Genomic DNA, 13,935 nt, shown 5'->3' with positions numbered 1-13,935 from the left:
CGGCATAAAAGAGGAGACACTTCATGAGCTACGAATCCATCCAATTCAAACTGGAAAACGGCATCGCCGTCCTCACCCTCAACCGCCCCGACCGCCTGAACAGCTTCACCCAGGCCATGCACCGCGAAGTGCGCGACGCGCTGGACAAGCTGCAAGCCGACAAGACGGCGCGCGTGCTGGTGCTGACCGGCGCCGGCCGTGGCTTCTGCGCCGGCCAGGATCTGAACGACCGCGCCGTCGAGCCGGGCGGAAAAGGCGTGAACCTCGGCGAGTCGGTCGAAAAATTCTACGCGCCGCTGGTGACCACGCTGCGCACCCTGCCGATGCCGGTGATCTGCGCCGTGAACGGCGTGGCTGCCGGCGCCGGCGCCAACCTGGCGCTGGCCTGCGACATCGTGCTGGCCGCGAAATCCGCCAGTTTCATCGAAGCCTTCTGCAAGCTGGGCCTGATCCCGGACACCGGCGGCACCTGGGTGCTGCCGCGCCTGATCGGCCCGGCCCGCGCCATGGGCCTGGCCCTGCTGGGCGACAAGCTGCCGGCCGAGAAGGCCGAGGAATGGGGCCTGATCTGGCGCTGCGTGCCGGATGAAGCCCTGATGGATGAAGCGATGGCGATGGCCGAGCACTTCGCCAAGGCACCGACCAAGGGCCTGGCCTTCACCAAGAAGGCGATGCTGGCCAGCTCGACCAACACCCTGGAGCAGCAGCTGCAAATGGAAGCCGGCATGATGCGCGAGCTGGGTTACAGCCATGACTACCGCGAGGGCGTGGCCGCCTTCATCGAAAAGCGCCAGCCGCACTTCAAGGGAGAATAAGGATGGCACACGCATTGGATAGAGGCAGTGTCATCGCCGTGGTCGGCAGCGGCGCCATGGGTTCTGGCATCGCCCAGGTGGCGGCAAGCAGCGGCCATCGGGTGCTGGTCTACGACACGCGGCCGGAAGCGGTCGGCAAAGCCATTGCCGGCATCGGCAAGGCCTACGACAAGCTGGTGGAAAAGGGCCGCATGGGCGCGCTCGAGGCGGACCTCGCGCGCGAGCGCCTGCAGCCGGCGGCCTCGCTGGCAGAGCTGAAAGAAGCCGCGCTGGTGGTCGAAGCCATCGTCGAAGACCTGGAGGTCAAGCGCAAGCTGTTCGCCGAACTCGAAGACCTCGTCGCACCCGGCTGCATCCTGGCCACCAATACCTCGTCGATCTCGGTCACCGCCATCGCCGCCCAGCTCAAGCGCCCGGAGCGCCTGGTCGGCATGCACTTCTTCAACCCGGTGCCGCTGATGGCACTGGTTGAAGTTGTCGAAGGCGTCGCCACCGACAAAGGCATCGCCGATACCGTCTATGCCACCGCCGAAGCCTGGGGCAAGAACCCGGTGCACGCCAAGTCGACGCCGGGCTTCATCGTCAACCGCGTGGCGCGCCCCTACTATGCGGAAGGTCTGCGCCTGCTGCAGGAACAGGCGGCCGATGCCGCCACGCTGGACGCCGTGATGCGCGATTGCGGGGGCTTCCGCATGGGCCCCTTCGAACTGATGGATCTGATCGGCCACGACGTCAACTTCTCGGTCACGCAATCGGTGTTCAAGGCCTACTTCAACGACCCGCGCTTCACGCCTTCGGTCGTGCAGCAGGAGCTGGTGAATGCCGGTTTCCTGGGCCGCAAATCGGGCCGCGGCTTCTACCGCTACGGCGAAGGCATCGCCATGCCGGCAGCGCAGGCCGAGCCGGAAGCCGAGCGCCCGCACACGGTGCGCATCACCCGCAAGCGCGACCTGCAGGACCCGGTCTTCGATGCGCTGCAGGCCGTGGTCAGCGAGCGCCTGGCCGCCGCCGGCGTCGCCTTCAGCCACCCGGCCATGTTCGACGGCACCGACACCCGCGAGGAGCCGGCCTTCCACGTGCACGGCGCCGCCATCTACCTGACCGACGGCCGCAGCGCGACCCAGCGCGCAGCCGACGACAAGCATCCCGACACCGTGCTGTTCGACCTGATGCTCGATCCGGCCAAGGGCACGCGCATCGCATTGGCGCGCGCCGACCAGTGCAGCGAGAAAGCCTGGCAGGGCGCGGTCGGCATGTTCCAGGCCGCCGGCTTTACCGTCACACGCCTCGACGACGTGCCTGGCATGGCCGTGATGCGCACCGTCGCCATGCTGGCCAACGAGGCGGCCGATGCCGTCAACCAGGGCGTATGCAGCGCACGCGCGGTCGACATCGCGATGCAGAAAGGCGTGAACTACCCGCGCGGGCCGCTGGCCTGGGCGGACGCGGTCGGCCTGCGGCACATCGCCGCCGTGCTGCACAACCTGGGCCAGGCGTATGGCGAAGACCGCTACCGTGTCTCGCCGCTGCTGCGCCGCAAGCTGGCCGCCAATGTCGGGACGAATTCGGCAGGAGCACGCTTCCATGCAGCCTGATGTCCCAATGAGCCCGCAGCAGCTGGCCGAACTGGCCGGCAAGACCATGTACGAACGCGACCCGGCCAGCCAGAAGCTGGGCATGAGGCTGGACCAGATCCGCCCCGGCTACGCGCGCATGAGCATGCGCGTGCGCGAGGACATGCTGAACGGCCATGGCACCTGCCACGGCGGCTATATCTTCATGCTGGCCGACAGTGCCTTCGCCTTCGCCTGTAACTCGCACAATTTCAATACGGTCGGCGCCGGTTGCAGCATCGATTACCTGTCGCCCGGCCGCGCGGGCGATGTCCTGAGGGCCGAGGCGGTCGAGCAGGCGCTGTCCGGCAAGACCGGCGTCTACGACATCGTCGTCACCAACCAGGAGGGGCGCAAGGTCGCGCTCTTCCGCGGCAAGTCCCACCGTGTGAACGGCATGGTGGCAGAAGTGGGCAATACCGAGTAATAGGAGAAGGAGATGGTGCAACGCATTCCTCAACCCGGCGATCTCGAACCGATCGAGCGCGCCAGCCGCGACGAGCTGCAGGCGCTGCAGCTGGAACGCCTGCAACAGACGCTGCGGCACGCCTACGAGAACGTGGCGCATTACCGCCGCAGCTTCGACGAGGCAGGCGTGCACCCGGACGACCTGAAGTCCCTGGCCGACCTGGCGAAGTTCCCGTTCACGACCAAGAAGACCCTGCGCGACAACTACCCGTTCGGTCTGTTCGCGGTGCCGCGGGAGCAGGTGGTGCGCGTGCATGCCTCCAGCGGCACCACCGGCAAGCCGACCGTGGTCGGCTATACCCGGCGCGACATCGACACCTGGGCCAACCTGGTCGCGCGTTCGATCCGCGCGGCCGGCGGCCGTCCCGGCGACATGGTCCACGTCGCCTACGGCTACGGCCTGTTCACCGGCGGCCTCGGTGCGCACTACGGCGCCGAGCGCCTGGGCTGCACCGTGGTGCCGATGTCGGGCGGGCAGACCGAAAAGCAGGTCCAGCTGATCCAGGACTTCCAGCCCTCGATCATCATGGTCACGCCTTCGTACATGCTGAACATCGTCGAGGAATTCAAGCGCCAGGGGATCGACCCGGCCACGTCCTCGCTGAAGGTCGGCATCTTCGGCGCCGAACCCTGGACCGCCGCCATGCGCAGCGAGATCGAAGCGGCGGCCGGCATCGACGCCGTCGACATCTATGGCCTGTCCGAGGTGATGGGCCCGGGCGTGGCCAGCGAGTGCATCGAGAGCAAGGACGGCCCGGTGATCTGGGAAGACCATTTTTACCCGGAGATCATCGACCCGGACACCGGCGAAGTGCTGCCGGACGGCGCAGAGGGCGAGCTGGTGTTCACCTCGCTCAGCAAGGAAGCGCTGCCCATCATCCGCTACCGCACCCGCGACCTGACGCGCCTGCTGCCACCGACCTCGCGCGCGATGCGCCGCATGGGGCGTATCACCGGGCGTTCGGACGACATGCTGATCATCCGCGGCGTGAACGTCTTCCCCAGCCAGGTCGAGGAGCAGGTGTTGCAGATGCCGGCGCTGGCCCCGCAATATCAGCTGGTGGTCAGCAAGGACGGCCACCTCGACAAGCTCGAGGTCCGTTGCGAGCTGCGAGAGGGCGAATTCACCGACGACCAGGTGCAGACCCTGGCCCAGGAACTGAAGCACCGCATCAAGACCTATATCGGCGTGACCACCAGCGTGAACCTGCTGCCCAGCCAGGGCATCGAGCGCTCGATGACGGGCAAGGCCCGGCGCGTGGTCGACCAGCGCAACAAATAAAATCGAGGAGATCCATTCATGACTGACGCATACATCGTCGACGCCATCCGCACCCCCTTCGGCCGCTTCGGCGGTTCGCTTGCCGGCGTGCGCGCGGACGACCTGGCCGCGCTGCCGATCGCGGCGCTGATCGACCGTAACCCCAGCGTGGACTGGGCGAAGGTCGACGACGTCTACTACGGCTGCGCCAACCAGGCCGGCGAGGACAACCGCAACGTGGCCCACATGGCGGGCCTGCTGGCCGGCCTGCCACCTTCGGTCCCGGGCAGCACCATCAACCGCCTGTGCGGCTCCAGCCTGGACGCGGTCGGCATGGCCGCGCGCGCGATCAAGACCGGCGAAGCGCACCTGATCGTCGCCGGCGGCGTCGAGAGCATGACCCGCGCGCCCTTCGTGATGGCCAAGGCCGACACCGCGTTCTCGCGCACGGCCAAGATCGAAGACACCACCATCGGCTGGCGCTTCGTGAACCCGAAGATGAAGGCGCAGTACGGCATCGACTCGATGCCGGAGACCGCCGAGAACGTGGCGCGCGACTTCAAGGTCTCGCGCGAAGACCAGGACGCGTTCGCGCTGCGCAGCCAGCAGAAGTGGGCCGCCGCGCATGCCGCCGGCGTGTTCAAGGAAGAGATCGTGCCGGTCACGCTGCATGGCAAAAAAGGCGAATCGCGCGTGTTCGACACCGACGAGCATCCGCGTCCGGACGTGACGCTCGAAGGCCTGGCCAAGCTGAAGGGCGTGGTGACGCCGGACGGTTCGGTCACCGCCGGTAACGCCTCGGGCGTGAACGACGGCGCCTGCGCGCTGCTGCTGGCCTCCAGCGCCGCCGTCGACCAGTACAAGCTGACCCCGCGTGCGCGCGTGGTCGGCATGACCACGGTCGGCCTGGAGCCGCGCATCATGGGCTTCGGCCCGGCACCGGCAACGAAAAAGCTGCTGCAGATGACGGGCTTGACCATCGAGCAGATGGACGTGATCGAGCTGAACGAAGCCTTCGCCTCGCAGGGTCTCGCCGTGCTGCGCGACCTCGGCGTCGCCGACGATGACGCCCGCGTGAATCCGAACGGCGGCGCCATCGCTTTGGGCCACCCGCTGGGCGCTTCCGGTGCGCGGTTGGTGACGGCAGCGGTCAACCAGCTGCACCGGACCGGTGGCCGCTACGCGCTGTGCACGATGTGCATCGGCGTCGGCCAGGGCATCGCCCTCATCGTCGAGCGGGTCTGAGATGCCGATCTACGAAATCGACGGCCTGCGCCCGGTGGTGCACCCGAGCGCCTACGTACACCCGACCGCGGTGCTGATCGGCGACGTGATCGTCGGCCCGCGCTGCTATGTCGGCCCGCTGGCTTCGCTGCGCGGCGACTTCGGGCGCCTGATCCTGGAAGAGGGCGCGAACGTGCAGGACACCTGCGTGATGCACGGCTTTCCCGAGGATGACACCGTGGTCGAAGTCGACGGCCACATCGGCCACGGCGCCGTGCTGCACGGCTGCCGCGTGGGCCGCAATGCGATGGTCGGCATGAACGCGGTGGTGATGGACAAGGCGGTCGTCGGCGCGGAATCGATCGTCGGCGCCGCGGCTTTTGTAAAGGCCGGCATGGCGATCCCGCCGCGCAGCCTGGTGCTGGGCGCGCCGGCCAAGGTCGTTCGTCCCGTGACCGACGAAGAGATCGCATGGAAGAGCTACGGCACGCGGCAGTACCACGATCTGGCCGTGCGCTCGATGACATCGCTGCGCGAAGTCGAGGCGCTCACCGAGGTGGAGCCCGGCCGCGGACGGATGGTGTTCGATGAGCCGCACAAGCCGAAGAAAAGTTAGCAATATGCGTTAACTTGGGTTCCCGCCTACGCGGGAACGACGAGCCAACGTCGTCCCCGCGGAGGCGGGGACCCAAGGAAAAGCATCCAAATTCGAAGGAGACAGAACAAATGACCCCGACCACCCTGCAAAGCTACATCGCCGGCCGCTGGCACGGTACATCGGCCCACCAGCCCCTGCACAGCGCGCTGGACAACCAGCTGATCTACCACACCCACGCCGAGAAAATCGACTTCGACGAAGCCCTGACCTACGCTCGCAAGCAGGGCGTGCGCGAGCTGATGGCGCTGGACTTCCAGAAGCGCGCCCAGCGCCTGAAGGCCCTGGCCCTCCATCTCATGGAGCGCAAGGAAGAGCTGTACGAGATCTCGCACCTGACCGGCGCCACCCGCCCGGACAGCTGGGTCGACGTCGAAGGCGGCATCGGCACCCTGTTCGCCTATGCCAGCATGGGTTCGCGCGAGCTGCCGTCCTCGAACGTGCTGCACGAAGGCCCGGCCCTGGCGCTGGGCAAGCGCGGCGGCTTTGCCGGCACCCACATCCTGGTGCCGCGCGGCGGCATCGCGGTGCACATCAACGCCTTCAACTTCCCGATCTGGGGCATGCTCGAGAAATTCGCGCCCAGCTTCCTGGCCGCCATGCCCTGCATCGTCAAGCCGGCCACCGCCACCAGCTACCTGACCCACGCGACGGTGAAGATGATGATGGAATCCGGCCTGGTGCCGGAAGGCAGCCTGCAGCTGGTGATCGGCTCGACCGGCGACCTGCTGGACCGCATGACGGGCTTCGACGCCGTCACCTTCACCGGCTCGGCCGATACCGCCGCCAAGCTGCGCGCCAACCCGAACCTGATCCGCGAAGCCGTGCCCTTCACGGCCGAAGCCGACTCGCTGAACGCCGCCATCCTGGCGCCGGACGTGAGCCCGGACGACGAGGAATTCGACCTGTTCGTGAAGGAAGTCGCGCGCGAGATGACCGGTAAAGCCGGCCAGAAGTGCACGGCGATCCGCCGCGTCATCGTGCCGGAGCAGCATGTGGAGGCGGTCGGCGAGCGCCTGCGGGCGCGCCTGGCCAAGATCGTGGTCGGCAATCCGAAGATGGAAGGCGTGCGCATGGGCGCGCTGGCCTCGATGGACCAGCACCGTGACGTCAGCGAGCGTGTCGAGATGCTCGCGCGCGGCAACGAAGTCCTGTTCAGCGCCCGCGACGGCTTCAATCCGGTCGGTGAAAACTGCGGTAGCGGCGCCTTCTTCTCGCCGACCCTGATCCTGTGCCGCAACGGCTTGATCAACGATGCGGTCCACGACATCGAAGCCTTCGGTCCGGTCAGCACCATGATGACCTACCGCGACATCGACGAAGCCCTGATTCTCGCCGCGCGCGGCAAGGGTAGCCTGGTGACGACCCTGGTGACGAAAGACCCGGCCATCGCCACGCATGCGGTGCCGGTGGCGGCCGCTTCGCACGGCCGCGTGCACATCCTCGACCGCGTCGCAGCAGTGGACTCGACCGGCCACGGCTCGCCGCTGCCGCAGCTGAAGCACGGCGGTCCGGGCCGCGCCGGCGGCGGCGAAGAGCTGGGCGGCATCCGCGCCGTCAAGCACTTCCTGCAGCGCGCCGCGGTGCAGGGTTCGCCGACCATGCTGGCCGCCGTGACCGGCGAATACGTGCGCGGCGCCGAGGTCAAGGAAACGGAGATCCACCCGTTCCGCCGCTGGTTCGAAGACCTCGAGATCGGCCACTCGCTGCTGACCCACCGCCGCACCGTGAGCGAGGCGGACATCGTCAACTTCGGCGGCGTCTCGGGCGACTATTTCTACATGCACTTCGACGAGATCGCCGCCAAGGACACCCAGTTCGGCAAGCGCATCGCCCACGGCTACTTCGTGCTGTCGGCGGCGGCCGGCCTGTTCGTCTCGCCGGCGCCGGGTCCGGTGCTGGCCAACTACGGCCTCGACAACCTGCGCTTCGTGGCGCCGGTGGCGATCGGCGACACCATCCGCGCGCGCCTGACCTGCAAGCGCAAGGTCGACCGCAACCGCACCGACGAACAAGGCCGCGGCCAGGGCGTGGTGGCCTGGGACGTGCAGGTGACCAACCAGAACGACGAGCTGGTGGCCAGCTATGACATCCTGACGCTGGTGCAGAAGCGCGGCTGAACCTTGCCCGCAGCTTGGAAACCGTCATTCCCGCGCAGGCGGGAATCCAAGTTCCCTATGTGCTGACGATATGCATGCAGAGCTTGGATCCCCGCCTGCGCGGGGATGACGTTTACGCGCTGACGCTTACGCTCACTGGCTAACTATTCAGGTAAGCCAGCCGCCTGCCCGCCGACGCCGCATCCGGCTCGAACAGAACCAGTTCCTTCATCACCCGCGTCAAGCCCACGTACAGGTGGCGCAGCTCGTTGGTCGCGTCGCGCGTGCGCACGAACTCGTCCTGCTGCAGGAAGGGCACCAGCACGTAGGGCCACTCGCGGCCCTTGGCTGCCTGGATGGTGGTCACGCGCACCAGGCTGCGCCGCGTGCCGATGCTGTTCGCGTTCTTCGACTTGCGCACCAGCGCGACGTCGTTTTCCATCTGCGTCAGCCGCGCCAGGAATTCGGCCGCCGGCACCTGGCCGTGGGTCGAGGCGAAGCGCAGGAAGGCGTCGATCGAGCGGCGCGCCGAGACGACGCGGTCGCGGCTGACGAAGGCGCGGCTGGTGGCGTCGTGCAGGTCGACCTCTTCGCGCAGCATGGTCAGCAGCTCATACGCGGTCGCCGTCGGGCTCAAGCTGGCCATCTTCGCGATCACAGGCCGGATCAGGTTCTTCGACTGGCGCGCCTGCGGGCTGTCGAACTCCGTCTCGCGCAGCAGGGCGCCGTCGAAGAAACTCTGCAGCACTTCCGGCGTGCGCCGCACCTCGTCCTGCGCATAGCCCAGCACCGAACGGCGCCCGGCGCCCTCGAGGTTCCAGTGCCTGGGGTCGCGCGTGAGATAGAAATAACGCGACAGCGCCAGCACCATCTGCACGCAGGTCTCGGCGTGGCCTTTGAGGGCCGTGTAATCGCCGCAGGCGTAATGCAGCACGCCGCGCAGCAGCAGGATCTCCGGCAACAGCAGGAAGGTTTCGAAGCCGTCGCACTTGTACGGGATCTTCGCTTCCATCAGCGCGGTCTCGATCTCGATGCTCTGGTCGACGTCGCGCAGCACCACGGCGAAGTCGCGGTTGCTGGGCTTGGGGCGGCCCTTCTGCAAGGCCTCGCGGATGGTGTCCGCCACCAGGCGCGCGCAGGCACCCGGCTGCGCGGGGTCGTAGGCCACGCGGCGCACGTTCGTCGCACGGTCCGGCCGGCCTTCGCAGCCGTTGTGCGTCAGGCGGTCGGCCAGCGCCGCGGCATCCGGACCGAAGCGGTAGGACATCCCGAGCGGGAAGCGCTTGCCGTCCGCGCGGTAGGCGTCCGTGAAGCGCTGGCCTGAAAAGACCGGGTCGGCGCCGCGCTCGCGGTTGATGGTCTGGTCCTTGTCGCCGGCCACCACCAGGCGCGCGCCGCGCCGCAGCCGCGCCAGCAGTTCGAATTCGGCCGCGTTCACGTCGTGCCACTCGTCGACCAGGTACAGCGACCAGCGGCGCAGCTCCTGGGCCAGGGACGGCTGGCGCTGCAGCAGGTAGACCAGGTCGGCCACCGCGTCGTTCGGGCCCTGCCAGCGGAAGTCGTCGGGGTAGGGATGGCGCGCCGCCTCGTACTCGCGGATGATGTCGGCGATCGGGTCCGGCTGGCCGGCCAGTTCGCCGTCGCCGCTCTCGTCGTAGTCGGCGTCGTCGTCGTTCTCTTCGGCGAAGTTCTCGTTGTCCTTCGGCGCGAATTCGCCGGTGGCCAGCGCGGCCTTCAACTGGGCCAGGCGGCGCGCGATGTCGTCCAGGTGCTGGTTGTTTTCGTCGAGGCCGAAATTGAAGTCGCTGCGCACGCCCTGTTCCTGGTAGCGCTGCCAGACGCGCGCTGCGGCCGCCACCAGTTCGCCGCGGATGCCCTCGACGTCGGCGTGGGCGACCGGGCGGGTGATGCGGCCCCTTTCGGCCAGGTCCTCGATCAGCTGGCGTGCGAAATCCTCGACCGTCATCACGAAGACGCTGCTGTCCTCGCCCGCTTCTTCCTTCAGCTTTTCATGGAAGCGCAGGCGGGCGCCGCGCGAGAAGCACAGGGCCAGGATGCCGCGTTCGGACAGCCCGTCGTCGCGTGCCTGGCGCGCTTCCATCGCAAGCGTCGTGGTCTTGCCGGCGCCGGCAACGGCGGCGATGAGTTTGACCTTGTGGGGAGACTGCAGAATGGCGGCTTGCTGGCTGTTTGCTTGCGTGGACATGCGTGTTGGTTCCGGCTTTTTGGCTACTATACACTGTCACCTGTCGAAACCCGCTTCACTCATCCATTAACGAGGAACGTCCATGTCGAGGTTAGATCTGAGCAGTATTCCCGTGCGCACCGGCACCGATTACCCCGACCCCTTCGCCGAGGCCGTCAATGGGCGCAGCCGGCAGGCGCTGGGCGACGCCGGCGGCATCACCCAGTTCGGCGTCAACCTGACCGAACTGCAACCGGGCGCGGCCTCATCGCAGCGTCACTGGCATACGCACGAGGACGAGTTCGTGATGGTCGTGTCCGGCGAACTGACCCTGATCACCGACGAGGGCGAAACCCTGATGCGCGCCGGCGACTGCGCCGCCTTCCCGGCCGGCCGCCCGAACGGCCATCACCTGGTCAACCGCGGCTGGGGCACGGCGCTGTTCCTGGCGGTGGGCTCGCGCATCAAGGAAGACAAGGCCACCTATCCGGACATCGACCTGCTGTTCGACGGCAGCACCGACAGCTACACGCACCGCGACGGCACGCCGTATCCGAAACGCGACGCCGCCGCCGCGCCGGCCGCGAACCTGCCGATCGAGGAAGAGACCCTGGAGCCGCGTGTTTATCGCGCCGACCATGGCGAGCAGGATGACATCAGTTCGGGCGAAGCTCGATAGCGAATAGTTCTTCCACCGTCACGCCCAGCACCTTGGCCAGCTTGAGCGCGAGGATGATGGAGGGGACCATGTGCCCGGCCTCGATGGCGTTGACCGACTTGCGGGTGACGCCGGCGCGCTCGGCCAGTTCGGCCTGGGTCAGGTCGAGGCGGGCGCGCTGGATTTTCATGGTGGTGCTCAGGTGCTCGGTCATCGTTTCTCGCATCAGCGGTCGTACCAGAGCAGGCTGGTATGCACGGTCGTGGCGCCGGCGCACACGGTGACGGCTGCCATCAGCGCGATGCCGTATTCGGTACCGCTCCAGGTCAGGAACAGGGCCAGCAGGGGCTGCAGACCCAGCACCGCCACGAAGCCGTTGCGCCAGGCGCGCGACAAACTGGCCTGGCGCAGTTCGTCGTTGCGCACGGCCTTGAGCGCGCAGATATCGACCCGCTTGTACGAGCGGTACAGCGACCCCGCCGTTACCGCGATGATGGCCGGCATGACTGTCCACAGGGTCTTGCTGGCATCGCCACCGGCGCGCGTCAGACTCAGTACGGCAGCCAGGCCCAGCATGCTGACGATCGTCAGAGCTGCCAGCGAGTGGCTGTGAGACATGCGCGCAGCGGCATCGATCGGGGTCGTTTCTCCAGCCATTTCCTGCTCCTTGATGGGTTATGGAAATGACAGTGTAACCTATGCGACTCAAAAAGTCACCGATAAGTTACATGAAGACCATCCGCCGCGTAGACCGCGCGCAAGTCCTCGTAATCGAGCACCGCGCTGACCTCGGTTTCCAGCGGATGCGTATGCGTGGTGGTCACGACGATGCTCGCCATGCCGGCCGCGGCCGCGGACTGCAATCCGGCCAGCGTGTCTTCGAACACCAGGCAGTCGGCCGGCGCTACGCCGAGTTCGCGCGCACCCAGCAGGAAAGGATCGGGCGCCGGCTTGCCGCGTTCGACGTCCTCGGCGGCCACCAGCACGCTTGGCGTCGGCAGGCCGGCGGCGGCGATGCGTGCTTCGGCCAACAGGCGCGGCGCCGAGGTGACGATGGCCCAGCGCTCGCTCGGCAGGCTGGCCAGGAAATCGGCCACGCCGCGGATCGCTTCGACCCCGGCCACGTCCTCGATCTCGGCGCGGGTGATGAAGGCGGCTTCGCGCACCGGGTCGACGCCCGGCAGCGCGAGGGCGCGGATGGTTTCTTCGGTGCGCTTGCCGTGGATGGTCGGCAGGAAGGCATCGACGTCCAGGCCGTGGCTGGCAGCCCACTGGCCCCAGACTCGTTCGGCGGCCTTGATCGAGGTGAGAATGGTGCCGTCCATGTCGAACAGGAAGGCGGAAAAGAGGCGTTCTGGCAGGGGAGTTTGGGTCATTAATAGATCTTACCGGAATTGACTTTGCGCTTGTAGCGGTCGTGCACGTGCTGGCTGATGAAGCTGGACAGACCGCGGCCGGCCTTGGCCAGCGCCTGCATCCTGGCGACGTTGGCGGCGCCGGCACTGTCCTCGGTGTAGAGGTAGCGTTCGCCGTTCCTGAACTGGACGATGATCTGGCCGGCATCGATGTCGTAGGCAACCACGCCGGATTCGCCGCCCAGGTTCCTGTAGCGTTGCATGAATAAAATCCTCAAAAAAGTCGCAGCCGCGCTGCTGTGGAGGATTTTACGCAGGGCGAAACAGCACCGGCGTTCGCGAGGAATCGGCAGAAACTGTCGGAAATATTTACATTCGCCATCATAAATTTCGTCTAGATAATAAATTCCCCATTAGAAACAAGTACTTGTCTTTCCTGGCATAAAGTTTGCGTATATGAAATTGACGATACCCAAAGTGGATCGCGAGATAACAAATCAACGACCTGCGGAAAGAGACATGAAAAACCTGAAAAAAATCTTCAAGATGGCCCCCCTGCTGGCATGCGCGTTTGCCGGCTCCGCCCACGCGCTGGTAATTAACTTTACCTATGCGCCGGACATGGACACCCGCGCACTGGGCGGCTTCCAGGCTGCGGCCAATCGCTGGAGCGCCGTGCTGCACGACGACGTGACGGTCAATCTGAACATCGGTTTTTCGGTCCTCGGCCCTGGCGTGCTGGGCTCGACCGGCTCGACCCGCGGCACCGTCAGCTATGACGCCTACCGCAATGCGCTGATCGCCGATGCATGGGGCGCCACCGACAAGATGGCCGTCGCCAACCTGCCGAAGAGCAGCTGCCTGAACGTGTACATGAACGGCACCGGCGTCAATCCGAACGGTAAGGGCAGCGCCACCCCCTTCCTCGACAACAACTGCAACGCCAATAACAGCACGATCCGTATGACCAGCGCCAATGCGCGCGCCGTCGGCCTGCTGGACGCGCACGACCCGCTGAGCGACGGCTCGGTGTCCTTCAGCAGCACCTTCGCCTGGGACTTCGATCCGACCGATGGCGTCGATGCGAACGCCTTCGACTTCATCGGCGTGGCCACCCACGAGATCGGCCACGCGCTCGGCTTCGTCAGCGGCGTCGACACCCTGGACCTGAACCGCACCGGCAACTTCTCGGACGCGGCCTTCACCTACATCGCCCCGGCCGACCTGTTCCGCTGCTCGACCGACAGCAAGGCAGCAGGCGCGGACATCGACTGGTCGGCCGACAACCGCACCAAGTACTTCTCGCTGGATAACTGCGGCTCGAACATCGCGACCTTCTCGACCGGCCGCACCTTCGGCGACGGCCAGCAGGCCAGCCACTGGAAGGACAACCTGGGCATCGGCATCCTGGACCCGACCGCCGCACGCGGCGAACGCCTGGCCATCAGCGCAACCGACCTGCAGCTGTACGACGCGATCGGCTGGAACGTGGTGCCGGAACCGGGCACGATGGCGCTGCTGGGCTTTGGCCTGGCCGGCATCTTCGGTCTGCGCCGCCGTAAAGCGTAATTCCGCTTCAGGCCAGGCTGGAAAGAACAACGG

Annotated in this window: 14 protein-coding genes; 9 read left to right on the top strand and 5 right to left on the bottom strand. The window is 66.6% G+C overall.

The window, feature by feature from the left end:
- The first annotated feature begins 23 nt into the window (after nucleotides 1-23).
- The 7 genes from paaG to paaZ all read left to right on the top strand — a co-directional run bounded on the left by paaG (nucleotide 24) and on the right by paaZ (nucleotide 8,156).
- Nucleotides 24-815, top strand: coding sequence for a 2-(1,2-epoxy-1,2-dihydrophenyl)acetyl-CoA isomerase PaaG (gene paaG / locus NX782_RS05335; RefSeq protein WP_258844375.1), 792 nt, complete (start codon nucleotides 24-26; stop codon nucleotides 813-815).
- A gap of 2 nt (nucleotides 816-817) precedes the next feature.
- Complete coding sequence (gene paaH / locus NX782_RS05330) at nucleotides 818-2,410, top strand: 3-hydroxyacyl-CoA dehydrogenase PaaH (protein WP_258844374.1); 1,593 nt, start codon at nucleotides 818-820, stop codon at nucleotides 2,408-2,410.
- Complete coding sequence (gene paaI / locus NX782_RS05325) at nucleotides 2,400-2,855, top strand: hydroxyphenylacetyl-CoA thioesterase PaaI (protein WP_258844373.1); 456 nt, start codon at nucleotides 2,400-2,402, stop codon at nucleotides 2,853-2,855. The genes paaH and paaI overlap by 11 nt, the downstream gene beginning before the upstream one ends.
- Before the next feature lie 12 nt (nucleotides 2,856-2,867).
- Nucleotides 2,868-4,178 carry a phenylacetate--CoA ligase PaaK gene (paaK, locus tag NX782_RS05320; protein ID WP_258844372.1) on the top strand — a complete coding sequence of 437 codons (1,311 nt, stop codon included), beginning with the start codon at nucleotides 2,868-2,870 and terminating at the stop codon, nucleotides 4,176-4,178.
- Between the two features lie 18 nt (nucleotides 4,179-4,196).
- The gene (pcaF, locus tag NX782_RS05315) at nucleotides 4,197-5,402 is read left to right on the top strand and encodes a 3-oxoadipyl-CoA thiolase (RefSeq protein ID WP_258844371.1); all 1,206 of its coding nucleotides are present in this window, start codon (nucleotides 4,197-4,199) and stop codon (nucleotides 5,400-5,402) included.
- 1 nt (nucleotide 5,403) lies between these two features.
- The gene (paaY, locus tag NX782_RS05310) at nucleotides 5,404-5,997 is read left to right on the top strand and encodes a phenylacetic acid degradation protein PaaY (protein ID WP_258844370.1); all 594 of its coding nucleotides are present in this window, start codon (nucleotides 5,404-5,406) and stop codon (nucleotides 5,995-5,997) included.
- 110 nt (nucleotides 5,998-6,107) lie between these two features.
- Entirely contained in the window at nucleotides 6,108-8,156 is a 2,049-nt protein-coding gene (gene paaZ, locus NX782_RS05305; protein ID WP_258844369.1) for a phenylacetic acid degradation bifunctional protein PaaZ, read from the top strand.
- A gap of 139 nt (nucleotides 8,157-8,295) precedes the next feature.
- On the opposite strand, the gene NX782_RS05300 is transcribed toward paaZ, so the two are convergent.
- Entirely contained in the window at nucleotides 8,296-10,341 is a 2,046-nt protein-coding gene (locus NX782_RS05300; RefSeq protein WP_258844368.1) for a UvrD-helicase domain-containing protein, read from the bottom strand.
- An 82-nt stretch (nucleotides 10,342-10,423) separates the two neighbouring features.
- Between NX782_RS05300 and NX782_RS05295 the strand changes: the two genes are divergently transcribed.
- A complete protein-coding gene (locus NX782_RS05295; protein WP_308632826.1) occupies nucleotides 10,424-10,999 on the top strand; it encodes a cupin domain-containing protein in 576 nt (191 codons plus the stop codon).
- On the opposite strand, the gene NX782_RS05290 is transcribed toward NX782_RS05295, so the two are convergent.
- The 4 genes from NX782_RS05290 to NX782_RS05275 are packed head-to-tail and all read right to left on the bottom strand — an operon-like array spanning nucleotide 10,977 to nucleotide 12,596.
- Nucleotides 10,977-11,192 carry a helix-turn-helix transcriptional regulator gene (locus NX782_RS05290; RefSeq protein ID WP_258844367.1) on the bottom strand — a complete coding sequence of 72 codons (216 nt, stop codon included), beginning with the start codon at nucleotides 11,190-11,192 and terminating at the stop codon, nucleotides 10,977-10,979. The genes NX782_RS05295 and NX782_RS05290 overlap by 23 nt on opposite strands.
- Nucleotides 11,193-11,203: 11 nt before the next feature.
- Nucleotides 11,204-11,635: a hypothetical protein gene (locus NX782_RS05285; protein ID WP_258844366.1), complete on the bottom strand. Its 432-nt coding sequence runs from the start codon at nucleotides 11,633-11,635 to the stop codon at nucleotides 11,204-11,206.
- A gap of 56 nt (nucleotides 11,636-11,691) precedes the next feature.
- On the bottom strand, nucleotides 11,692-12,354 hold the full coding sequence (locus NX782_RS05280) for an HAD-IA family hydrolase (protein WP_258844365.1): 663 nt from the start codon (nucleotides 12,352-12,354) through the stop codon (nucleotides 11,692-11,694).
- Complete coding sequence (locus tag NX782_RS05275) at nucleotides 12,354-12,596, bottom strand: hypothetical protein (RefSeq protein WP_258844364.1); 243 nt, start codon at nucleotides 12,594-12,596, stop codon at nucleotides 12,354-12,356. The genes NX782_RS05280 and NX782_RS05275 overlap by 1 nt, the downstream gene beginning before the upstream one ends.
- Nucleotides 12,597-12,852: 256 nt before the next feature.
- Between NX782_RS05275 and NX782_RS05270 the strand changes: the two genes are divergently transcribed.
- Complete coding sequence (locus tag NX782_RS05270; protein WP_258844363.1) at nucleotides 12,853-13,902, top strand: NF038122 family metalloprotease; 1,050 nt, start codon at nucleotides 12,853-12,855, stop codon at nucleotides 13,900-13,902.
- Nucleotides 13,903-13,935 lie beyond the last annotated feature (33 nt).

It is taken from the genome of Massilia norwichensis (genome assembly GCF_024753245.1).
GTDB classification, from domain to species: Bacteria; Pseudomonadota; Gammaproteobacteria; order Burkholderiales; family Burkholderiaceae_D; genus Telluria; species Telluria norwichensis.
The sequence above is the reverse complement of the archived record's forward strand: the minus strand, read 5'-3'. Positions and strand labels throughout refer to the sequence as shown.